Below are 21436 nucleotides of genomic sequence, written 5' to 3' on the forward strand. Positions count from 1 at the left end.
CCCCTCCAAGTAATAGTGTAACATCCATGTGTATACATGGTCTTTTTCACACTGTCTACCTAAAGGGGATAATATCAATAGGCGGTCTTTTTACGTTTACACATAGAATTGGGGGATGGCAAAGAAGCCCAATTAGGAGTTCAACAACATAGTACAGGATAAAGCTTGCTGCAAAGGTGCAAAGACATATATTGAAGAAAAAGAAGGCAGCAACGAAAGAATAAGCGCAACAGTTTGTTAATGAATTAATCAAAAAAGATTAAATGCATCTTACTGCTAGATCTTGATTTCGCAAAAAATTCCGCTTCATTTCCTCCATCCACAAAGCCACCAATATTTCTAAAAACTCCACATTTACCGGGGCCTAAATATCGTACTCCTACATAATCATTATAGCTATCAGGATCGTACTCCCATAATTCAACCTTTAACTTACTAGTTGAACCTACTTCAGCAGCTCGACAAATCTTATAATCTCCACCAGTAGAAGCATATACATCACTTTCAGCACCATTAGAATATAGCGTTTGTTCTCCTAAGTAATCCCATCCAGAACTAAAAGGCTCTATTGTGTTTGCAAATGTAGAAGAAGGGACCAACAATACTAACAACGTCGTTACGAATGCCATCATACTTATTTTAAATTTTTTCATTCTTATTCCTCCCTTGTTTTTAATTAAAAATTTTTGTTCTTCACATAATACATAAAATATTTTGTTTTGTTCCAAATAAATGAATGCTTTAAAATAATGTTGTTTGAAAACACTTCTATCCATATGTCAGAGCAAATAAAAAAACATTTTTTTAATAGTCTCATTAAAAATCAATTGAATTTCATTAATTGAAAGAGAGGGAAACACTACGATTTTTTTCAAATCAATGCATAAGACATACAATTACCTAATAGAAAAAGCGTAGCAACATATTTATATTAATTTTCTATCTCTCCCGCTTTATATCAAAGTACGAATCTTTAATTTCCAATGATATCTATTGCAATGTAATAAGATAGGTTGTAACATTTACCAGTATTTAAATGACAAACGTTGTTTAAATCATTTCAACAAATAGTTAAGAGGAGAATACAATGATTAAAATAAAAAGGTTACTGAAACGTAAAATGACTTGGATAATTCTTATCCTATTCGTATTTGTTTATGTAAATAACAGTTCTTTTTTTGCTAAGAGGGATGAGGGGGCTCCTATTCTTCTTGCTCACCGAGGACTTTCACAAACATTTAGCATGGAAGGGATTGAGGGTGATACATGTACAGCAGAACGCATAAATAAACCTGAACATCCTTATTTAGAAAATACAATTCCATCTATGGAAGCGGCATTTAAAGCTGGAGCTGATCTAGTAGAGTTTGATGTTCAACCTACTAAAGATAATAATTTTGTTATTTTCCATGATTGGACTCTTGATTGCCGTACTAATGGTAAAGGTGTTACAAGAGATTTTACAACAAAAGAATTACAAGCACTTGATATTGGATACGGTTATACAGCTGATGGGGGGAAAACATTCCCGTTCCGTGGTAAAGGGATTAATCTTATGCCAACACTCGATGAAGTACTTAACCATTTTCCAAATCGTTCTTTTCTTATTCATATCAAAAGTGATGATGAAAATGAAGGAATCCAATTGGCTGATTATCTCAAGAAACTACCAGCAAAACGCCTTGAGCAACTAACTGTATATGGTGGCGATAAACCAATAGCTGCGATCGAAGAGCGTATCCCTAGTTCACGAACAATGTCAAAAGCAACTATGAAAAAGGATCTTCTTACTTATATTGCGTTAGGATGGACTGGTTACATGCCTTCAAGCCTGAAGCATGGTGAGTTGCATATACCAGATAAAGTAGCTCCTTGGCTTTGGGGATGGCCAAATCGTTTTCTTAATCGAATGGATAAAGCGGATACTCGAGTTATCATTGTAGGAGGAAATGGATTTGGATTTTCAAGTGGATTTGACTCACCTGAAGATATAAAACGTCTTCCTGAGGAATATACAGGTGGAATTTGGACAAATCGCATTGATAGAATAGCACCTTTATTTAAGAAATAAGGGGTGATTTGATAATCGAAGTGTTTATATGGTTGCAGTATTACTTTAAGTTCCCAGAATTGTTGTTGTAGAATTAATAGAATTAAATATTTAACAAAAAAGATGAACTTATGATATATTTTTAAAGTAGTGCACAAGTGCAAAATCACAAAAAAGATCACCTGTTAAATTTTATAGGTGGTCTTTTCATGTTTATTAAATAAACTTTTGATTGAAATAGTGCAGAGATTTTTTACTTATTGTCAATAGATAAAACTACATGAAAATAAAAAATAAGTAAAAAAGTGGAGAATTATTTGTCTAAATATATAGAATTTTTAACAAAAATTCTTAATTATGTTATATAATGATGTTAACAAACCATATTTTAGGAATTACCCCCGATTGTGCAGAATAAATATTTTTTTGATGAGCTAAAGTATTTGGCTAAAAGAACTTGTAGCGGGGCCTGCTACAAGTTCTTTTATGTTTTTAGTAAGGTAAAATAAGAAAAAAGGAGGGAATACAAGTATGACAAGAAATTTTAAGAAAGCAGCACTTAATTCGTTAGATGGGAAATGGGGAGTAGGTATAGGAGTATCAGCTTTATTCTATTTTGTACCAACCTTAAGTGCATCAGCAATCGCCACTTTTATGTATTTAATATTTGTACTGTTTATCGGGATAATTGGCCCTGATGCATTATTTATTTATTCAATTGGTGGGGAACCACAAGTAGATCCAACAGCACTTGCTGTACTTATTCTAAGTTATATTGGTTTAGGTGGGGTTTGTTTCCTAATTTATAGTCTCATACAAGGTATCTTCAATTATGGATATTCTGTTTTTACTTTACACTTAGGGAAAAAAGAAGATGCTAAAGTAGATGATGTATTTTTGGGGTTTAAGAAGAACAATTTGTTTAATTCAATAAAATTGGGTCTGTTGCAGGCTGTTTTTCTTTTTTTATGGAGTCTATTATTAATTGTTCCAGGTATTATTAAATATTTTTCTTATTCCATGTCGTATTACATATTAATAGAGAATCCTGATTATACAGCAAGTGAAGCATTGAGGGAGAGTAAAAGAATAATGAAAGGACAAAAGTTAAAGTTATTTGTTCTTTGGTTATCATTTATTGGTTGGTTTTTATTAGCCGCATTTATAGGAATGTTTACATTTAATCTATCATTTATTTTCATTTCTCCTTATTACAACACAACTGTCTCACATTTTTACTTAGATTTAATTAAAAAACAGGATGTTGGAGAAGCGAAGGTAAGTATATAAATAGGAAGAAAGTATGTATAAGGAAAGTGTATACTATCTTGATAGTGGATATGCAATTAAGCATATCCATTTTTAAGTATTATATTAAAAGAGTTAAGCTGCTAGATATATGATATTTATTATGATTTGAGCAAGGATACCGCAAACATATTGCGAATTGGAGGAAATAGCGATGTGGCGGTACCCAATACCCATCAACTTAAGAATGGAAACAAAGTGTACTTTCATTTTGTGGGGTAAAGCATTCCTAAAATAGAAGCATATTCTTAATAATACGCATACCAAATAAACCCTATCGTTTTATTAAGAGTCAAGGCAATAGTAATGAAATCCTATATTTATGCGATTGAATATAATGTCACACATTTTATAAGGTAAAAAAGGATAGATGAACAGGAGAGTATACCTGTTTACATCTATCCTTTTTTACAACAATATGACCACATTTACTACTACAATAAGGATTTTTATCACAACAAATTTTCATATAGTTATTGAACTATTTTTTGAATAACTAAATTAATCTCTTCGTTAACTTTAATTACGAATAAATGGTCCCCTTCACCTTCAATTGGATCAACTACATATTCATTAAAAGATTCAGCATGTTGTCTACCATATCTATTAAACTAGCGGTTTTTATTTTCCCTGATTCCTTTCCATACCTAAGGTACCCAAAAGTTCACTGGATTCCCGAGGCTACCATCCACATTTGTGTCTCTGAAAAGACATTTTGTGCCACTAGACGTAACTGTAGATTCCTGAACAAGCAAAATCATGAAAATACACACAAAGATAGATTATCATCCATTAAATTACTGTTTTGCTTCGTTCGAATAGAAAAACTCGGAAGAACGCCACTTGTTTGATATCTCCTCAATGTGATAAGGTGTCGTTCTGCAGCATCCACCTATTAAACGTGCACCTGCTTGGTACCATTCTTCAGATTGAATATCCAACGAGTTACATTGTTCATGACCATGCCATGTTTTTGTTTCTGGATTATAAGTTTCACCAGAGTTTGGATAAACAATAATCTGTTTTTTTGTGTTTGCCCTCAACTCTTGGATTGCACCAGTCACAACGGTTACTGGCGCACAATTGATGCCTATCGCTACAATTTGTTCACTTTTCTCAAAAGCTCGTGCACACTCCACGAGTTTCATACCTTCACTAATCTCTTTCTCATTTTTTAGCGAAAAGGAAAGCCACGCATATGTTTCTGGAAACTCACGCAATAATGTATCTAATACTCTTGCTTCTTGCAGGGAAGGGATTGTTTCAAATGCCAATAGATCTGCACCAGCTTCGATTAACGCTGACATTCTCGAACGGTGAAAGTCTGCTAATGTTTTATCTGTCACACCATAGTTGCCTACATACTCTGAACCATCTGCAAGGTAAGCCCCGTACGGCCCAACTGATGCAACAACCAATGGTTTAGGCCTATTCGTTTGCGTATTTTCCTTCCAAAAATCATCTCTTGCCCTTCTTGCAAGTAACACCGTTTTCTTAATTAATTCCAAAGCTTCCTGTTCTTGTATTCCACGCGCGGAAAAACTACTAATAGTAGCTTGATAGCTTGCTGTTATGGCACAGTCCGCTCCAGCACGAAAATAGTCCAAATGAACCTGATAAATTAGTTCCGGATTTTCTAGTAACACACGTGCCGACCAAAGGGGATCGTCCAAATTACATCCATGCGCCTCCAATTCTGTAGCTAATGCTCCGTCAAGAAGCATAATGGAATGTTGGGATAAAATAGCATCAATTGGGTTGATTTTGTTCGACATAATCTACGCCCCTCTTTTTTAGATTTTTTGTTAGATAATAACTTCCATAGCAAAACAAAATAAACGGTATGCCACAATATAAGGCAATTCTCTGTGTTGGATCGAATGCAATTCCAATACACGATGCCAGACAAAGGATAAAAGAAGCAATTGGTACTAATGGATATAGTGGTGTGCGATAAATTAAGTCCTTTTCAGAATTTCCTTCTTTCAAAAATTGTCTGCGAAATAGGAACTGGGAAGCACTAATACTCATCCAAACTACAACTACTGCTAGACCGGAAATGGAAACAAGTACGATATAGACAGTATCTGGTGCCACAATACTTGAGAGCAAAGCCAAAGCTCCACCCACCATGCTGAAAATGACGGCGTTGATTGGAACACCTTGCTTCGTCATTTTTCCAAAAATCGGGGATATCGTATTCTTATTAGCAAGCGACCAAAGCATTCTAGAAGAGGCATAAAGGCCTGAGTTTGCCGCAGATAAAATGGCTGTTAAGATAACGAAATTCATTATGTCAGCTGAATATGGCACCCCAATTCGTTCTAGAACTGCAACAAAAGGGCTCTCTAATATCCCTGCATCGGAAATAGGCAATAACGCAGATAAAACAACGATCGTTCCTACAAAAAAGATGATCAATCTCCACAGAGTAGTTCGAATAGCCTTCGGTATCATTTTTTCCGGGTTCGCTGTTTCTCCAGCTGCAATGCCTATTAATTCTGTTCCCGAAAAAGCAAAATTAACCGCAAGCATGGTCATTATAATGGCCGTAGCACCATGAGGAAATAAACCTCCACTTGTAAAATTAGAAAAGAATGGTGCTGCTTTTGAATGAGTCATCGGAAGAAACCCTAGCATTGCCGCTACTCCTAAAACAATAAAAATCACAATAGCTATAACCTTTATCAATGAAAACCAAAATTCGGATTCGGCGAAAAATTTAACAGTCAGGACATTTAATAAAAAGATCAAAATGGCAAAAAGAGCACTCCATACCCAAACATTAATCGATGGAAACCATCGCTTCATAAGTAATCCTGCAGCTGTAAATTCAGAACCTAAAGCAACAGTCCAAGTTAACCAATACAACCAGGCTACTGTATACCCTGTACCCGGTCCAATGTATTTAACTGCATAACTATGAAATGCGCCCGTTTCAGGCATATGTACGGAAAGCTCTCCTAAACATAGCATAACTAGATAAACCACTAGCGCACCAATCAGATAGGATAGAATTGTTCCAAACGGGCCAGCTTGTTGAATAGTGTAACCTGGGCTTAAGAATAAGCCAGTTCCAATCACGCCACCAAGTGATAGCATGACTAAATGACGTGCTTGCATTTTCCTTTGAAATTCTTGCCCATTTTTGTTCTCCATTTCTACTCTCCTTTAGTTACTATCCAGAAAAAACAAAAACGCACTCTAAAAAAGAGGGCGCTACTGACAAATAAAAACGGAAGCTCTCATCTATCAGGATTATCACCCGCTGGAATTAGCACAGTGTCTACTTAAGCAGACCTGTTGCTGAGGTTTCATAAGGCCAGTCCCTCCACCTCTCTGGATAAGAAATATTTTTTTATAACCTTATCAATCCATTCAATAACTGTCAAGATAATTCTGTTTTTTTAAAAAAATATCTATTATAGAAATACAAAAAATAGAGTATTACTATAACTGCAACCCACTCCTTCTTGGGTATTATTTAAAAATCGAACATACAAAACCTCATTTATTTATGATACGGTTCACAAGCACTTCCTCAAAATTTGATGCACTTCTAAATATCTTCTTACTTCTTTGGCTATGGGGTCACCATACATAACCATCAACTCAGGAGATTTTAATACCCTCAAATATCAAAAAGCGTTATCCTTTCTAAACAAGCTAAATTAGAAAGGATGATGTTTTCTTATGAATCTCTCGATTCAAGATGAATTACTACCATTTGCAGAAGAATTACAACGATATGTTACACCTGTATTCTTAGAAGAACTTGCAAGTGGAATAGGATTTATAAAGCGAAAACGTAAGTTTTCTGGATCAAACTTAGCTGCTATTTGCATTTGGATTAGTCAACGGGTGGCAAGTGATTCCTTGGTTCGATTATGTAGTAGGCTTCATGCAGCGACAGGCACTTTACTTAGTCCTGAGGGCTTAAATAAACGTTTAAATGCTAAAGCAGTTTTGTTTTTAAAACATATTTTTTCTTTACTGTTAGAACAAAAGATATGTGAACAAACACAAATTTCTAACCATTTCTTCTCTTATTTTCAACGAGTCCATATCCTAGATGCCACCGTATTTCAAGTGCCAAATGCTTTAGAGAATGTATATCCAGGCTCTGGAGGATGTGCCCAAACAGCTGGAATCAAAATTCAATTAGAATATGATCTGCACAGTGGAGAATTTCTTAACTTTCAAGTTGGACCAGGGAAAATATTTTTGAAGAAGAATAAGGGAGAGCTAAAAATGCAAAATGTGAAAAGTAGAATAATATGGTATGTGACACTCTTATTTATAGGAATTACTTTGTATATATCAGCTGAGTCTTTTGAAGTGATAGATAGCTTTTGGAGTGGGATGGGGATTGTTTTTGTCATTATTTCGATTATACGTTTAGTTCAGATTGGGCGTTTTAAGAACGATGCCGAGTATGCAAAAAAATTGATGGTAAAACATAATGATGAGCGTAATCACTATGTTGCGAATAGAGCTCGCTCTCATACCTTTTATTATTCTATTCTTGTGGAGGGATTCGCAATTATTTTATTCAATGTTATGGATATGCCTGAGATTGCACAAATAATAGGAATGGTTTTATGTGGTCAAATAATTATTAACTGGATCACATACTTCCTCCTCGAATCTAAATATTGATTTAAAAGAACATTTCGATTATAAACAACCATACTACATACGAATTTTAGCATAGTTCTTAGTTTTTCACCTCAAAATTAAACAACATTATTATCTTTGTACATCTGAAATGAAACAACTTTATTCACTCTGTATACTACAACTATTTTTCAATGTTTATTTATAGTTATTTATATTTAACGTTCCGGGGAAAGTTATGGTTTAAATTGTGGCAGATGTATGCTACAAATCACATTTATCATTTTAGCTAATTCATCTCCCACCTACTCACTTCACGTTCCTTGAGGAAGGAGTCTTCTTTGCTAAAATGATAAAATATAAAAACTACGCTATCTTTTCTGTGGAACCCTAGGAAAAGATGACGCTTTTATCTCCCAATAACTTAAAAACTTAAACTATAAGAGAAAAAAGAATGAAGTATTCTGATGGCAGTAAATGACTTAGCGGTGTCAATGTATATATGACAAATCCGCCTATAACTATTTACTTTCTTGAATTTTACATAATATTAATTTTTTGTGAATTATTACTCTATAATTAATTAGATTTAATGTATTATTCACACGAAATGACTACCTTTGTGTAATTTATTTGATTTGTAAGACAGTTAGGAATACTAGATTAAAACATAAATACACGTTTTTGATAGATATTTTATAAAGTTGTATTTATATGTGTCATAAAATAACATCTAAATATAATTATAAATAGAGTGAAGGGAGGGCTATGTAAAAAGTAATAAATACAAGTTCATGAACTGTTTTTGCATGTAAACACATGCTAAAGAAATGAAAACTTTTAAATTTATCAAGGAAATGAGAGGGAGATACTATGGGGAATAGATCAAAGCATAAAACCAAAAGAATACTTGTAGCTACTGCAACATTAACTATATTTGCTTCTGGAATGGCTTCTTCACCAGATGTCTTTGCAGAGGAAACGCAGCAGCAAAAAAATTTATCGACATCACTGCAAGGTGAAAATTCAGTTAAATCAGAAAATAGAACGTATACAGTCCCAGGGAAAGGGGATGTCGAGGGACTGAAACAACAGGAAAGAAAAAATATGGCATTTAGCCCATATGAACCCACTGGTTTATATGCAAAACCAAATGAACAAATAACGATTAATGTAGAAGGTGATCAAGATATTCAGGTATATATTGGAACGTATTCGTATGATGCTTCTTGGAGAGAAGATTCTAAAATAAAATCATTTACATTAAAACCTGGTATAAACACGATTCAATCTCCAAATGGGGGGATGATTTATTTTTATAATAAACAACAAGGTGGCACCATTCGAACAACAGTCACAACAGGTGGAACGACTACGCCTTTCTTTGAATTAGGAAAGCATACGAAACAAGGTCTAATAAACATGCTGGACCAATATCCTAATGCACACGCAGTGGAGTTAAAAGGAGAACGTGTATTAATTACAGCCAGCCCTGCACGTGTTAAGAAATATTTGTTGGGTTCTAATACAGATCCTGTACAACTCTTAAAAAAGATGGATGAAGCTACTCGAATTCAAGACAAAGTAGCTGGATTATCCGAAGAACAAGTAGATAAACATTATGTTCATTACGTAGAGGAAAATCATTCTCCTGATTATTATATGTATGCAACTTCTTATCGAACTGCATATGTAGGAGATGCAATTCAATACGTGTTAGATATTGATAAATTTGTAAAAGATGGCTGGGGTCCATGGCACGAGGCAGGACATTTGAGACAACAATCGCCCTGGAAGTTTTATAATATGACAGAAGTACAAAATAATATATACAGCCTTTCTGTAGAAAAAGCATTTAATCAACCATCCAATTTAGAGAAAAGTGGAATTTATCCAAAAGCGTTTCAATATCTAGAACAAACGAATAAAAATTATGATGAAATTAGTGATGTTTTTGTTAAGCTTGTTATGCTTTGGCAACTACAGTTAGCATATGGAGAGGATTTCTATCCTAAATTGCATCAATTGTATAGAGACATGCCTTCAAATGAAATTCCACAAACTGATGAAAATAAAAAACAATTATTTATGATTTCAGCATCAAAAGTAGCCAGACAAAATTTGATTCCTTTCTTTGAGAAGTGGGGATTACGTCCAAATAACGATACCATTCAAAAAGTGACTGCATTAGGATATCCAATTTTAACAGCAGAAATTTGGAAGGGTACGGATTCTAATCCAATTAAACCAGATATGCCTAATGGAAATAATATTTTAGAAGGAAGACAGTTTGCATGGTCATTAAAAGGAATTAGTGATTTTGAGTTTGCTAAAGTCAATTTCAATAAGTCGACAGAAGAAATGCAAATCGACTTAAAAGAAGGCATACCGCATCATTATTTTAATGAAACATATGCGAGTATTAAAGTACAAAATGCATCAGGAAAAGTAGTATATAAGAAAGACATTTATGGAAACAAACAACAAAATGCTGAACTGCAAAAAGTTCCAGTCAAAGTAGGAGATTATATTGAGTTAACACATCTAGAAGGTGTGCATAGAGCAACTTTCATGAATGTCGATAATAGTAAACAAGAGAGCTTTGGAAAAAAAGCCATATACGAAGTTACAAAGGATGGCCTGAAAACAGTAAATCAAATTGTTAATCCGAAACCAGATACAGAGGCTCCGACACAGCCACAAGAATTATATGCAAGCAACCTTACTTCTAACAGTGTAGAGCTAAAATGGAATCCTTCTACAGATAATGTAGGTGTAAAAGAATATCAGGTATTACGTGATGGACAATTGATTCAAACAGTACAAGGAACGACGTTTACTGATCAAAACTTAACAATTAATAAGGAATATAAATATGCAGTGAAGGCCGTAGATGCAGCTGGAAATACATCAATTCAAAGTAACATTCTTCCGGTAAAAACAAAAGATCAAAATGCATCTTATGAGAAATGGGATCCAAAGAAGGCGTATACAAAGGGAGACAAAGTAGAACATCAAGGGAAAGTGTATGAAGCTGTTCAAAATCATCAAGGAAATGGTGACCCGAATTGGATATTTGCAGTATCGTTATGGAATCCACTTACAATCAAGTAATATGTAAGAATCAGATGTGAAGATAGAAAAACATAAATTGGGGCAGTATTTTAAAGAATTACTGGATGTTGCTTGAATTTTGATAGATTTCTCTATTAAGTTATTATTCAAAAATTAAAATTAGAAAAGGAAGAAGATTAGTGATTATTCAGAAAGAAAAGAAAAGATTTAATAAAGTTATTATAATTACCGCAGCATGTAGCATGTTTTCTATGTTTGGAACGTCTATTTCGCACACTAAAGCTGCAACACATTCAGCTGCTCCAGCAGTTTATGTCAGTCCCCAAAATATACCTGCCTCAGATATTATTAGTATAGACTGGTCACCAGTTCAGACTCCGCCTTATACGTACTGGGCTGTACACAACTGGAATGCAGGTGGTGAAGCTGGAGGATATGCTGGTTTTCAACAACAAAGTGGGTTTGATGAAAATGGAAAACGTACTTTACATTTTGCTTTATGGGATCCAATTTCCTCTAAAGAAGCAATAAAGGCCGAATACTTATCTCCGAATTCTCAAGCTGGACCCTTTGGAGGAGAAGGAACAGGAATGAAGGTTCAAACAACTTATGGTTGGAAAGACTACAATTGGTACAGAATGACAATGCGTTCATGGCAAGAAAATGGTCATACTAAATTTGGACAATGGCTGAAAGATGTAACAAATAATAAATGGCATCAAATTGCAATTATGGATTTTCCTGTTGCTAATGTTGCATTTAATCATGGATTAGGAATGTTTCAAGAAGACTGGGCTGATAGTGGACAGAATGTTCGAGAAGCGCGCCTGAAAAATGGTTATAGCCGAAAGTTAGTAGATAAACAATGGAATTCCTGGAATAATCAAAATATTTCAGGGACGCATGATAATACTTATCAATATGATGGAGGAGCCACTTCAGAATATGTATGGGTCAAAGCAGGAGGTAATACGCAGTCTACCATTGGATCAGGAAAAATATTCACGCTAAATCAACCTACTCAACCTGAAATAGGAAAACTAGATTTTGATATCCAATCTATATATTATGAAAATGAAAAATTAAATGTATCTTGGAAACTAAAAGAAAATAGTACACCGCAATTTAAGGGGAAAATTGAAATTTATAACAATGAAAATATGACGGGCCAACCTATTAACGTAATTGATGATATTAAATCTTATCAAAATGGGATCAGTCAATCTATATCATTATCAACAAATGCTTATGCAAAAATTGTATTAACGGATTTATTTGATCAAACTGTTGAGAAAAAGGTACAAATCAAAAATGAATCTCCAAACATTTTTGAAGGTAACGAATTTGCATGGTCGCTGAAAGGGATTGGAGACTTTGAATTTGCGAAAGTAAATTTAAATAAATCAACAGAAGAAATGCAAATTGATCTAAAAGCAGGTGTACCACATGACTACTTTAATAGTACATATGCAAGTATTAAAGTGCAAAATACATCAGGTAAAGTGATCTATAACAAAGAGATTTATGGAAACAAACAGCAAAATGCTGAATCACAAAAGGTACCAGTCAAAGTAGGAGATTATATCGAGTTAACACATTTAGAAGGTGTGCATAGAGCTACTTTCACAAATGTCGATAATAGTAAGCAAGAGAGCTTTGGAAAAAAAGCCATATACGAAGTTACAAAAGAAGGTCTGAAGAAAGTAGAAAAAATGCCAGAAGCAACAGTTTTAGATGGAAATCAATTTGCATGGTCATTAAAAGGATATAGTGATAGAGAAATTGCAAAAGTAGATTACGATAAAACGGCAGAAGAGATGAAGATAAAACTAGAAGCAGGTGTACCACATTCCTACTTTGCTAGTACGTATGCGAGTATTAAGGTCCAGAATTCTTCTGGAAATGTTCTGTACAATAAAGAAATCGTGGGAAATAAACAACAAAATGCTGAAAGCCAAACTGTGCCCGTCAAGGTAGGGGATTACATTGAATTTACCCATATAGAAGGAGAAGCAACAAAGGAGAAAACGCGAGCAACTTTAACTAACCTTGAAAATAAAAAAAATGAAACCATTGGAAAGACAGCAAGGTATCAAGTTACAAAAGGAGGCCTGAAGAAAGTAGAGAAAATGCCAGAAACAACAGTTTTAGATGGAAATCAATTTGCATGGTCTTTAAAGGGATATAATGATCGAGAAATCGCAAAAGTAGATTATAACAAAGCAACAGAAAAAATGCAGATTAAATTAGAAGCGGGAGTACCCCATTCCTATTTTACTGATACGTATGCAAGCATTAAAGTTCAAAACTCATCGGGCAATATTTTGTACAATAAAGCAATTGAAGGAAATAGACAACAAGCTGCTGAAAGCCAAACCGTTCCAGTCAAAGTAGGGGATTATATTGAGTTTACTCATATAGAGGGAGAAGCACAAAAGGAAAAGACACGCGCCACACTTACTAATCTTGAGAATAGTAAACAGGAATATATAGGAAAGAAAAGAATATATCAGGTTACCTCTATGGGATTATTAATAAAGTCATAGATTTCACTACAAAACTTAAATTATTGATTTATATAATATATATAAATCTTAACTATTATACGCATTAAAAAATGCTCAAGAGAAAATAGATTGGCGGGTATAGTATGAACATATTTAAAGGGTTTCTAATTTCATCAATTGCAATGACAACATTTGTAGGAACAGATCTAATACTACAAAATGATAGAATTCATAATAAAGTTTACGCGGAATCTTATAATGTCACATACAAAGAAACAGATTCTAATAAAAGAGATTCACAGGAAGAACAATTAATTGTAAAGTTTAAAAATGAAATTGACTTACCTTATGAAGATGGTATTGAGAAACGAATAAAAAATGGGAATTATGATAACAATTTAAAGAAGTTATTTTCCGAAAATACGGAACTTACTTTAAATCGCCTGTTCTCATCTGTAAATCCGATAGAGATTGAAAAGTTATCATTACACTCTAAATCATTTGCTAATCAATCAGCTAACAATCTATTAAATTATTATATTGTACAAGCTCCTAATAACATAGAAATAGAATTATTACTGAAAAAATTTGAAACATCACCTCTTGTAGAGGAAGCTTATATACAAGAAAAACAAATTTTGACACCCCCTGAAATACAACAGTTACCAGATTTATCTGTTAATCCGTACGATGATCCTAGATTTAAAAATCAAGGATATCTTGAAGCGGCACCAAAGGGAATTAATGCCTCGCATGCTTGGAGCATTAAAGGTGGTGACGGAAAGGGTACTACTTTTGTGGATATGGAATATGGATGGTTATTGAACCATGAGGATTTAGTCAATAAAAATATAAAGCTTATGTCTGGACAAAATATAAGTCAGCATAGAGCTCATGGTACTTCTGTATTAGGAATTGTTTCATCCGAAGATAATCAAATTGGAAATATTGGAATTGCACCAAGAGCAAATGTAAAAGTAATATCCCAAATCAGGGATAATGGAATTTATAATACAGCGGATGCCATTTTAAGTGCTGTACATAATTTACAAGCAGGGGATATTCTTTTATTAGAGGCACAAGCTTCGTATGATGGGTATGGGGAGAAATATTTACCTGTAGAAGTACATCCAGATATTTTTGATGCGATTCGTGTTGGTACAGATAAAGGGATTATTATTATAGAAGCTGGCGCAAATGGTTCAAACGACTTAGATAATTTTAAAGATCGTAATGGAAAAAAAATCTTAAATCGAAATAGTCCAGACTTTAAGGATTCAGGTGCTATTATGGTTGGGACGGGATCATCAACTGTTCCACATAAACGTTTATGGTTTTCAAATTATGGAAGCCGATTAGATGTATATGGATGGGGAGAAAATGTTGATACAACATCTGCAAATCCAAGTCAAAATAATACAAATTTATATACATCAACATTTAGTGGAACATCAAGTGCTTCACCAATTATTGCTGGGGCAGCAACTTCGATTCAAGGTATTGCTAAAGAACACCGAGGTTCTCCTTATACACCAGCCGAATTAAGAAATATCTTAAGTAATCCAAATACAGGAACAAAATCTCAAGATCCATGGAATGATAGAATAGGTGTTTTACCTGATCTAAAATCTATATTAGATAACTTAGGTTTTAATCCAGATATACCGAACTCTTCTAATATTTTAGAAGGAAAGCAGTTTGCATGGTCACTAAAAGGAATTAGCGATTTCGAGTTTGCTAAAATCAATCTCAATAAGTCGACAGAAGAAGTGCAAATTGACTTAAAAGCAGGCGTACCTCATCATTATTTTAATGAAACATATGCGAGTATTAAAGTACAAAATGCATCAGGAAAAGTAGTATACAATAAAGATATTTATGGGAACAAACAACAAAATGCTGAATCGCAAAAAGTTCCAGTCAAAATAGGTGATTATATTGAGCTAACACATCTAGAAGGTGTGCATAGAGCTACTTTCACAAATGTAGACTACAGTAAACAAGAAAGCTTTGGAAAAAAAGCAATGTATGAAGTCACAAAAGAAGGCTTGAAGAATGTAGAAAAAATGCCAGAAACAACAATTTTAGACGGAAATCAATTTGCATGGTCCCTAAAAGGATATAGTGATCGAGAAATTGCAAAAGTAAATTATAATAAATCGGCAGAAGAGTTGAAAATCAAATTAGAAGCTGGTGTACCGCATTCTTACTTCAATAGCACATATGCAAGTATTAAGGTCCAAAACTCATCTGGTAGCGTATTATACAATAAGGAAATCGTGGGGAATAGACAACAAAATACCGAAAGCCAAACTGTGTCTATAAAAGTGGGGGATTACATTGAATTAACTCATATAGAAGGAAACGCAGTAAAGGAAAAGACACGCGCAACATTAACGAATCTTGAAAATAACAAAAATGAGACTATTGGAAAGACAGCAAGGTATCAGGTTACAAAAGAAGGATTAAAGAAAGTTGAAAAAATGCCAGAGACAACAATTCTAGATGGAAAACAATTTGCATGGTCATTAAAAGGATATAGTGATCGAGAGATTGCAAAAGTAGATTATAATAAAACAGCAGAAGAGCTGAAAATCAAATTAGAAGCTGGCGTACCGCATTCTTACTTTAATAGTACATATGCAAGTATTAAGGTCCAAAGCTCATCCGGTAGCGTTATGTACAATAAGGAAATCATAGGAAATAGACAACAAAATGCTGAAACCCAAACACTACCTATAAAAGTGGGAGATTATATAGAATTTATTCATATAGAAGGGGAAGCAGCAAAGGAAAAAACGCGAGCGACTTTAACTAACCTTGAGAATGGAAAACAGGAATATATAGGTAATAAAAGAACATATCAGGTCACATCCACAGGATTAATAAGACAATAGATGTATTAAAAAGTTGGGGGAATCCCCAACTTTTTCTATAGAAATGGAAGAATAACAGTGTCTGTAACATCAAATGACCAATACTTCTCAAAATACATAAAAAGCATCACAATACTGTGATGGAAAAATAGAAAATAATAACCGGAATTGTCAAAAAATCTGTGTAAGTTTTTGAAACGAACAAATAGAATAGCAAATATTAAGGTAAGATTAGTTTTATCTTTTTTATCTTCTTTTGACTTTCGGCGTTACTATTGAGGAATCGGAGTTAAGCTATATCCAAGTGTCCTTAGCTGTTGGTCTACTTCTAAACTCAGGTGCAGTTGATTTTGTCGTCACGTCATTATCCATCGTTTAACCGATGATCAAACACAAACACGTCTGAAAAACCAAGCGATACGTGAAAAGAAGAAAGGCATTGTCATGAAGGATAAAAGTAAACGTTTAATGGGCATGAATGTATATATCACGAATACGTCGTTAGAAGAAGTACCGACGAACTACGTGCATTCATTATATTCACTTCGTTGGCAGATTGAAATTTTGTTTAAAACGTGGAAGTCATTCTTTGAAATTGATGAATGTCAAAATATAAAAAGTGAACGCCTAGAGTGCCATTTATATGGACAACTCATCGGCATTCTCCTCTGTTCTTCTACGATGTTTCAAATGCGTCAGTTTCTGCTTGAAAAGAAAAAGCAGGAGCTGAGTGAATACAAAGCGATTTATATGATTAAAGATTACTTTCCGTTACTGTTTCAAGCGATAGCTGTTGGCACAGAAGAACTTTTAAAAATTCTGCATCGCCTTTATCAACTGCTCAAAAAGAACGGTCGTAAATGTCATAGACATAAGAAGATGACCGTCTTTGATATTCTAGGGATTGTGTATAAAACGACAGTGAAGCATAGACAAGCTGCCTAGCGAAAAAATCGCGTTTTAATAGGCTTCTTTAGCATGCCTACTTTTTTATCACTTGCCAGTTTTGAAACAAGGATCAATTCGTACCTAGTAATTTATTTAGTTAGCTTGATGGGCATGGGGCATCGCTATCAAGCTAACAAAACAAAATACCCCCTAAAATAAAAAATACGCTATTCTTTCTGTAGAATCATAGGAAAGGATAACGTATTTTTTGATTTCTTCTATTCAATGTGTACGTTAATATTTACGCATCATGTGATGACTTATATTAACCCTTTATTGCTACTAAGGTAGGAGATATACCAAAAATAGGATTATAAAGTACATTTTTCTTGAGTGACTCCAAAAGTAAAGAATCGTTGTCGTCCTCCTTAAACGGTTAACTAACCCCAATTTTTTTCTATTTTGACGACATGCTCAACGCTGTGGAAAAATAAGTTTATTTTCTGTTCCTAAAAGCAGCCTTTGTATATTTTCCATATGCCTGAAAATAACCATAAACGCCATTAGGAATGCAAATATATAAAAATATAAGGTATTACCAAAAACAGGAATAAATGAAATGACTGCAACAAGCAATGTAGCACATATTGTACCTAAAGAGACATAACGGGTTAAAGCTACTATTATCACAAAAAAGCCAAGGCATAAAAGGGCCATAACCCAGTCAACCATAAACAGTACAGCCACTGCTGTAAGTGCTCCCTTGCCTCCTTTAAACCCAAAATATATCGGCCAGTTATGCCCTATAACCGCCCCTGCGCCCGCCGCTAAAAGGCTTACGCAATCTTTAGCCTCTCCCGAATAAAAGTAAACGCTAAGGAACAAGCCTATATAACAGGCAATTACCCCTTTTAATATATCTCCCGCAAGAACAAACACCGCAGCAGATTTCCCAAGTATCCTCAGAGTATTGGTAAGCCCGGCGCTTTTGCTTCCATGGCTTCTTATGTCCTTGCCGTATATTTTCCCTACAATCACCGCTGTATTAAGGCTTCCTAAAAGGTATCCCAAAACTAAGGCCGCAAAAATCTTTAAAATATCAATCATCACTCTTCTCCCTTTACATTATTCTGAATTTCTTTTTTTCTACATCAATACAGGGTTTTAGCATTGTTCTTCTCCAGAAAATTTTTCAATAAACTTCTACTTATTTATTCATGTTAAAAGGGCATCTACAATAAGGACGTTGGACATGATTGAATAGTCAGAAAAATGACTGGTAAAAAATCCTTCATTAGTTACAACATTTTGGATCTAAACTGCACGCTTTCCTTCTTCTACTTCAATGATCCGATCAATTAATAAAAGGGGATAACGATGGGGAATAATTTCTTCAATTTGTTGAATATTGAGCATGAATGTCTCTCCTTTATACCATAGCTAGATATTTTAGTTAGTTTAATTTCCAGAAATAAAATGTTCGAATATTGACAATAATTAGTACCTGGTACTATTATTTGATTATATAACTAAGTGTGAAAATAGTAAAGGGGGATAAATGTATGCAATCAAAAGCAAGAATTACAGCTATTGGTACCTATGTACCTGAAAAAAAGCTGACCAATGATGATTTAGAAAAATTAGTAGATACAAATGATGCATGGATTGTACAAAGAACTGGGATGAAGGAAAGAAGAATTACTGGTGATAACGAATATGCCTCTACATTAGCTTTTAAAGCTATTGAAAACTTAGTGGAACGTTATCATAAAAGTCTTGTCGACGTGGATTGTATTCTCGTTTCAACAACTACGCCTGACTACACTTTTCCAAGTGTAGCCTGCCAAATACAAGAGTATTTTAATATTCAACATACAGGTTCTGTTGATTTCAATGCGACTTGTGCTGGTTTTACATACGGATTACATCTGGCGAATGGTTTAATTACATCTGGCCTTCATCGCAAGATTTTAATTGTAACGACCGAAACCTTATCTAAGATTACAGACTATACAGACCGAACTACATGTATCTTATTTGGAGATGGAGCCGCAGCTGTTTTAGTAGAGAAAGATGAAGAAGAGTCTAGCTTTATAGCTACGCATATTGGGACAAATGGGGAAGGAGGCATGCATGTATATAATAAAAATTTATCTACTACCATGTTTGGAAATCCTTTAAGAACACATGGGAAGATAGTTCAAAATGGAAGAGAAGTATATAAGTGGGCAGCACGGACACTACCAATAGGTATTAAAGAATTGTTATGTCAAGCAGAGTTACAACTGGAAGAGGTGAACTGGTTTGTTCCACATAGTGCTAATTTACGAATGATTGAATCTATATGTGAAAAATCAGGTTTCCCACTGGATAAAACGTTAACAAGTGTAACATACATGGGAAATACTTCTTCTGTCTCCATTCCATTAGCATTAGACATAGGTATGAAGGAAGGAAAGGTGAAAAAAGGGGACACGCTCTTACTCTATGGGTTTGGAGGAGGTCTTACACACGCTGGACATATCATTAAATGGCATTTAGCAAAGGAATAGGAGATGAAATATCCAATAGTAACATAAACGTATTTTATTACATTAAAAATCTTTATAGGGATTCTGTTTCATCGCTATAAAGCTAAGTTTTTGCACTACCTCTAAAGCCAAAAAGGCGTTATCCTTTCTGTAGAATCATAGGAAAGGATGGCGTTTTTTGTATGTCTATTTCTGTATCGGATGAATTACAACTATTTGCTCAAGAGATTCAAAACTTTTTATCTCCAAATTTCTTACGAGATCTTGCTAGAAATGTTGGTTTTGTACAAATAACCAGTAAGTATCAAGCAAAAGATTTAGTCGCTTTATGTGTATGGATCAGTCAAAATGTCGCTAAAACCTCTTTAACTCATTTATGTAGCTGTTTAGAAGCATCAACGATTTAATGCCACAGCCGTGCAATTTCTACAACAAGTGTTAGCCAAACTTCTCAATCAAAAGTTATCTTCAACTAAGATGCTCACTTCTCCATACGCTTCTATTTTCAAGCGTATTCGTATCCTAGATTCAACTGCCTTTCAACTTCCCGATGTATTTTCATCTGTTTATCCATGTGCAGGAGGATGCAGTCATACAGCTGGGATGAAGATTCAGCTTGAGTATGATTTATTGAGTGGGCAGTTCCTACATATTCATACAGGCCCAGGTAAACAACATGATCGAACCTATGGTTCTCTATGTGCCCCAACTGTGACAGCGAATGATTTATGTATCCGTGATTTAGGGTATTTTCACTTGAAAGATCTTCAACATATACAAGATAAAAAGGCATATTATATCTCACGTATCAAATCGAATACACATATTTATCAAAAAAATCCTAACCCTGATTATTTTCAAGATGGCAGAATCAAGAAAGGTACAGAGTATATACAGATAGATATGGAAACGTTAATAAACTCTTTTCAGCCAGGTCAAACATATGAAATATCCGACGCTTATGTAGGAATGACTGATAAAATCCCAACTCGTGTGATTGTTCATCGGCTAACAAAAGAACAGCAACAAAAACGATTACAAAATCAAACTGTAAGAGAAAAAAAGAAAGGAATGAAGTATTCTGCTCGTAGTAAACGACTTAGCGGTATCAATGTATACATGACAAATACCTCTACAGATATTGTCCCGATGGGACAAGTACATGATTGGTACTCTTTACGTTGGCAAATCGAGATTTTATTTAAAACATGGAAATCATTCTTTCATATTCATCATTGTAAAAAGATAAAAAGAGAACGATTGGAATGCCATTTGTATGGGCAGCTGATTGCGATTCTGCTCTGTTCGTCTACTATGTTTCAAATGCGACAATTACTTCTTATGAAAAAGAAACGAGAACTGAGTGAATATAAGGCCATATATATGATTAAAGATTACCTTCTTCTTATTTATCAAGCTACACAGAAAGACACCCAAGAACTATCAAAGATTCTCATTCGCCTGTTCAACCTCCTACAGCAAAATGGGCGAAAATCCCATAGGTATGAGAAAAAAAACGTCTTTGATATATTAGGTGTAGTTTACAATTGTACCATGTCTGATGATCAAGCGGCCTAATTCAAA

General features: G+C 34.3%; 10 protein-coding genes, 4 pseudogenes and 1 riboswitch. Of the genes and pseudogenes, 9 read left to right on the top strand and 5 right to left on the bottom strand.

Translation table 11 applies throughout. The annotated features are described in order from the left end of the window. Window positions 1-245: 245 nt before the first annotated feature. Window positions 246-653: a hypothetical protein gene (locus JDS82_RS18440; protein ID WP_088081599.1), complete on the bottom strand. Its 408-nt coding sequence runs from the start codon at window positions 651-653 to the stop codon at window positions 246-248. Between the two features lie 434 nt (window positions 654-1087). On the opposite strand from JDS82_RS18440, the gene JDS82_RS18445 reads away from it, so the two are divergent. Further along, a complete protein-coding gene (locus JDS82_RS18445; RefSeq protein WP_199713687.1) occupies window positions 1088-2071 on the top strand; it encodes a glycerophosphodiester phosphodiesterase family protein in 984 nt (327 codons plus the stop codon). Window positions 2072-2581: 510 nt separating this feature from the next. Further along, the gene (locus tag JDS82_RS18450) at window positions 2582-3340 is read left to right on the top strand and encodes a DUF975 family protein (protein WP_098909627.1); all 759 of its coding nucleotides are present in this window, start codon (window positions 2582-2584) and stop codon (window positions 3338-3340) included. A gap of 815 nt (window positions 3341-4155) precedes the next feature. Here the strand turns inward: JDS82_RS18450 and mmuM are convergent. Together mmuM and mmuP are read right to left on the bottom strand one after the other, a co-directional pair. Continuing rightward, window positions 4156-5133, bottom strand: coding sequence for a homocysteine S-methyltransferase (gene mmuM, locus JDS82_RS18455; RefSeq protein WP_088081602.1), 978 nt, complete (start codon window positions 5131-5133; stop codon window positions 4156-4158). Then, window positions 5108-6517, bottom strand: coding sequence for an S-methylmethionine permease (gene mmuP, locus JDS82_RS18460; protein ID WP_199713688.1), 1410 nt, complete (start codon window positions 6515-6517; stop codon window positions 5108-5110). Before mmuP ends, mmuM begins: the two co-directional genes overlap by 26 nt. A gap of 83 nt (window positions 6518-6600) precedes the next feature. Next, window positions 6601-6708, bottom strand: a riboswitch (SAM riboswitch). Between the two features lie 343 nt (window positions 6709-7051). On the opposite strand from mmuP, the pseudogene JDS82_RS18465 reads away from it, so the two are divergent. The 5 genes and pseudogenes from JDS82_RS18465 to JDS82_RS18485 all read left to right on the top strand — a co-directional run. Then, window positions 7052-7576: pseudogene (locus JDS82_RS18465) on the top strand (IS4 family transposase); the annotation flags it as partial. A gap of 1272 nt (window positions 7577-8848) precedes the next feature. Then, on the top strand, window positions 8849-11089 hold the full coding sequence (locus tag JDS82_RS18470; protein ID WP_199713689.1) for a M60 family metallopeptidase: 2241 nt from the start codon (window positions 8849-8851) through the stop codon (window positions 11087-11089). A 140-nt stretch (window positions 11090-11229) separates the two neighbouring features. Beyond that, window positions 11230-13596 carry a putative mucin/carbohydrate-binding domain-containing protein gene (locus JDS82_RS18475; protein ID WP_199713690.1) on the top strand — a complete coding sequence of 789 codons (2367 nt, stop codon included), beginning with the start codon at window positions 11230-11232 and terminating at the stop codon, window positions 13594-13596. 104 nt (window positions 13597-13700) lie between these two features. Next, window positions 13701-16454, top strand: a complete 2754-nt coding sequence (locus JDS82_RS18480) for a putative mucin/carbohydrate-binding domain-containing protein (protein ID WP_199713691.1) — start codon at window positions 13701-13703, stop codon at window positions 16452-16454. A gap of 339 nt (window positions 16455-16793) precedes the next feature. Next, window positions 16794-17378: pseudogene (locus JDS82_RS18485) on the top strand (transposase); the annotation flags it as partial. 417 nt (window positions 17379-17795) lie between these two features. Here JDS82_RS18485 and plsY read toward each other — a convergent pair. Then, on the bottom strand, window positions 17796-18428 hold the full coding sequence (gene plsY, locus JDS82_RS18490) for a glycerol-3-phosphate 1-O-acyltransferase PlsY (protein ID WP_199713692.1): 633 nt from the start codon (window positions 18426-18428) through the stop codon (window positions 17796-17798). 117 nt (window positions 18429-18545) lie between these two features. Next, window positions 18546-18737: pseudogene (locus tag JDS82_RS18495) on the bottom strand (hotdog family protein); the annotation flags it as partial. A gap of 146 nt (window positions 18738-18883) precedes the next feature. Here JDS82_RS18495 and JDS82_RS18500 point away from each other — a divergent pair. After that, complete coding sequence (locus JDS82_RS18500) at window positions 18884-19873, top strand: ketoacyl-ACP synthase III (protein ID WP_199713693.1); 990 nt, start codon at window positions 18884-18886, stop codon at window positions 19871-19873. Between the two features lie 161 nt (window positions 19874-20034). After that, window positions 20035-21430: pseudogene (locus JDS82_RS18505) on the top strand (IS4 family transposase). Window positions 21431-21436: the final 6 nt, after the last annotated feature.

The sequence above is a fragment of the Bacillus cereus group sp. N14 genome (assembly GCF_016483555.1).
Lineage (GTDB): Bacteria > Bacillota > Bacilli > Bacillales > Bacillaceae_G > Bacillus_A > Bacillus_A wiedmannii.